This is a genomic window from uncultured Campylobacter sp. (genome assembly GCF_937890585.1).
Lineage (GTDB): Bacteria > Campylobacterota > Campylobacteria > Campylobacterales > Campylobacteraceae > Campylobacter_A.
Map to the genome: position 1 here is coordinate 1 of NZ_CALACG010000229.1, position 3,249 is coordinate 3,249.

Annotated in this window: 3 protein-coding genes and 1 pseudogene; all 4 read right to left on the reverse strand. The window is 42.7% G+C overall.

Annotated elements, in window-relative coordinates; all coding sequences use genetic code 11:
- A partial coding sequence (locus tag Q0296_RS06800; protein ID WP_298038422.1) for a DNA ligase occupies positions 1-574 on the reverse strand: 574 nt, incomplete at its 3' end.
- Positions 574-1,152: a DNA-3-methyladenine glycosylase I gene (locus Q0296_RS06805; RefSeq protein WP_298038434.1), complete on the reverse strand. Its 579-nt coding sequence runs from the start codon at positions 1,150-1,152 to the stop codon at positions 574-576. The genes Q0296_RS06805 and Q0296_RS06800, both read right to left, overlap by 1 nt.
- Entirely contained in the window at positions 1,153-2,211 is a 1,059-nt protein-coding gene (locus Q0296_RS06810; protein ID WP_298038446.1) for an NAD-dependent epimerase, read from the reverse strand.
- Positions 2,212-2,474: 263 nt separating this feature from the next.
- Positions 2,475-3,242: pseudogene (locus Q0296_RS06815) on the reverse strand (3'-5' exonuclease); the annotation flags it as partial.
- Positions 3,243-3,249 lie beyond the last annotated feature (7 nt).

Below are 3,249 nucleotides of genomic sequence, written 5' to 3' on the forward strand. Positions count from 1 at the left end.
CTTTAAATTTCTTAAATTTGAGCGCATTTTTGCTTCGTTTTCGCTCGTATGGCACATTTGGCTCACGCACGACTGCTCCCTCGCCGCCTCTTGCGATAATGTCCTTTGTAAATTTTAAAAACTGAGCGTTATCACGCATTTTTATCTGCTTTATGATGATCAAATTTTGATTTGGCTCATTTTTTAGAAATTTAGCCAAAACTTCCAGTCTGGTAAGTAGTCCGCCACTTGCCTCTGGCACGTCAAAAATGTGAAATTTTAGCCTGCTCCACGCCTTTTCATCTGGCAGCTTATCCATCACGCTTGCTTGAATTTCTTCAAATTTAAGCTCCTTTGCGTAAAGCTCACCATCAAGTGCAAATTTAGGGAAATTTTTAGTAAAACTTAGCGGTGCATTTAGCTTTTTGCCCTGCCTTGAGAGTAAATTCTCTCCGTCCCAGTAGGCACGCACGCCATCAAGCTTCTCGCTAGCTAGCCAGCCACTTACGTTTTGATCTTTAAATTCGCTAAGGCGTAATAGTTCAAGAGAAAATGCAAAATTTAAAAGCACCAAAAGTGCAAAAATTATTCTAATCAAGCCTTGCACTTACAAAAACAATAGTCCATATGATCATCTACCACGCCCACGCTTTGCAAAAAGGCATAGGTGCTAACAGAGCCTAGAAACTTAAACCCTCGCTTTTTTAGCTCCTTTGCCACAAAGTCAGACATCGGCGTAGTTGCCGGCACTTGCTTGATATTTTGATAGTGATTGATGATCTGTTTGCCGTCAAATTTTGGGTCAAATTTCTTTAGCAAATGTCCCCACAAATAGTCATAAAAGCTGCCAAATTCTTGCGTTACTGATAAAAATGCAATGGCGTTTGTGGCAAGCGATTTTAGTTTTAGTCTATTGCGTATTAGCCCTTCGTTTTGCATAAATTTAGCTATCTCAACCTCGCCATAAAGCTTGATCTTTTCAGGGTCAAAGCCGTCAAACGCCGCTCTCATAGCCTCTCTTTTTTGAAGCACTCCATGCCACGAAAGTCCTGCTTGAAAGCCCTCTAAAACTATCATCTCAAAAAATTTTCTATCATCTTTTATGACTTTGCCCCACTCATTATCGTGGTAGGCTATGTCAAGCTCGCCCTTGGCCCACTCGCAACGCCTCATTTAAATTTTGATCCCGTAAAACTCGCTATACCACTCGACAAATTTAGCCACGCCGTCATTTACTTTTGTATTTGGCTTGTAGTCAAAGTCAGCTACAAGGTCGCTAACGTCTGCAAATGTCGCTGGCACGTCGCCTGCTTGAAGTGGGAGGAAATTTTTCTTGATCTCACGGCCGATCTTTATCTCAACTGCCTTGATGTAGTCCATGAGCTCGACTGGGCTGTTGTTGCCGATATTATAGACCTTAAACGGCGCTTTTGAGGTGGCAGGGTCTGGGTGCTTTGCGTCCCAAGCTGGATTTGGCTTAGCAGGGTTGTCGATACACTTGATGATACCCTTTACGATGTCATCCACGTAGGTAAAGTCGCGCTTCATCTTGCCGTAGTTAAAGACGTCGATGGTCTTATCTTTAAGCGCGGCATCAACAAACAAAAATAGCGCCATATCAGGGCGTCCCCATGGCCCATAAACTGTAAAAAAGCGAAGTCCAGTCGTTGGCACATTAAATAGGTGGCTATAAGTGTGCGCCATCATCTCGTTGCTCTTTTTAGTCGCTGCATAGAGACTTATAGGGTGATTGACCCCCTCGTGCGTAGAAAATGGCATGTTCTCATTTAGGCCATAAACTGAGCTTGAGCTTGCATAGACTAAATTTTTGATCTCATTGTGGCGGCAGCACTCGAGGATGTTCATAAAGCCTGTGATGTTGCTGTCGATGTAGGCTTTTGGGTTTATGAGCGAGTAGCGAACGCCAGCTTGTGCGGCTAAATTTACCACTACATCAAATTTTTGCTTCTCAAAAAGCTCTTTCATAGTCTTTTCATCAGCAAGGTCTGCTTTTATAAATTTTAAATTTGCATGCGTTTTTGAGGTGATAAGCTTGCCGTAGTCTATCTCGCTCACGTCAAAACCAGCCGTTTTTAGGCGTGCAAGCTTTAAATTTACGTCGTAATAGTCATTTATCACGTCATACCCAACGACCTCATCCCCGCGCGCCACAAGGGCATTTGCAAGGTGAAATCCTATAAATCCAGCTGTTCCGGTTACTAAAATTTTCATATTTTTCCTTTCATTTTGGCTTATTCGTCGTCTAAATTTATCTCAGGCACTTTCTCTTCAAAAAGTGTCTTGCTCTTTGGCTCTTTTGGCTTTAGATCGCTTGCTTTTTTAAGCAGACCGCCCAGCATATCGCGGTTTAGCTCCTCTTTGCTAATGGGCCTTACATCATCAAATTCGCTAAATTCCAAAGCCTCTTTATCTACCTTTATCTCGTAGTCTAGCTTGCCAGAAATTCTTTCTAGCTCGTCACTTATCGCAGAGCAAAAGACCTCAGTGTATCCCCTGTGAGCGCAGTTTTTGGCTAGAAATTCACTCATCACGTTTAGGTGATTTATGTAGTCATCTTGCAAGATATTTGCCTGCAAAAGCTCAAATTTTAAAAAGAGCCAGTAGGTATTAAGCACGTCGCTTTCGCAGTATTCGTTTATCTTATCAAGCTCGCCAGCGTAGTATAGTTCAAGCACCTGATCGCCATGCACGTCGTATTTGCCAGGTAAATTTAAGCTAGCACAAAGCGTATCAAGCTTTAGCCCTCTCACACTTCCAAAATCGCTTATAAAATCAAGCAGGTCAAGGTGAAATTTAGGCGAATATCTAGCTCTATAATTTTCCCATTTGTTTTTGTTTAGCTCTTTGTTTTCGCTCTCGTAATATGCCGCTGCATTTAGGTTGTAGCGCATCGCACGCACCATAAGCATTGGCAGGTCAAAGCCACGACCGTTAAAGCTAACAAGCCTTGGGTTATAATCATTTATAAATTTTAAAAATTTAGCGATGATCTCGCGCTCGTCCTTGCCCTCCATCGTGCTGACTTTTAAAAATTTGCCGTATTCATCGGCCATCACCGCAGAGATCGCCACGACTCTATGAAACATCACAGGCAAAAACTCACTCCCACTGGCCTCTTTTTGCAATGCCATCGCCTGCACGCTCACATCTTCGTCGCTCCCGTCAATGCCGTAAATTTTTCTTATCAAATTTGCATCAGGTATCGTCTCGCAGTCAAAGACGCAGATGTAACTTTTCGCCATTTTAGCC

Bases quoted from the DNA above. Each gene is read 5' to 3' on its own strand.
- Q0296_RS06805 (WP_298038434.1), bottom strand. From the start codon at position 1,152: ATGAGGCGTTGCGAGTGGGCCAAGGGCGAGCTTGACATAGCCTACCAC.
- Q0296_RS06810 (WP_298038446.1), bottom strand. From the start codon at position 2,211: ATGAAAATTTTAGTAACCGGAACAGCTGGATTTATAGGATTTCACCTT.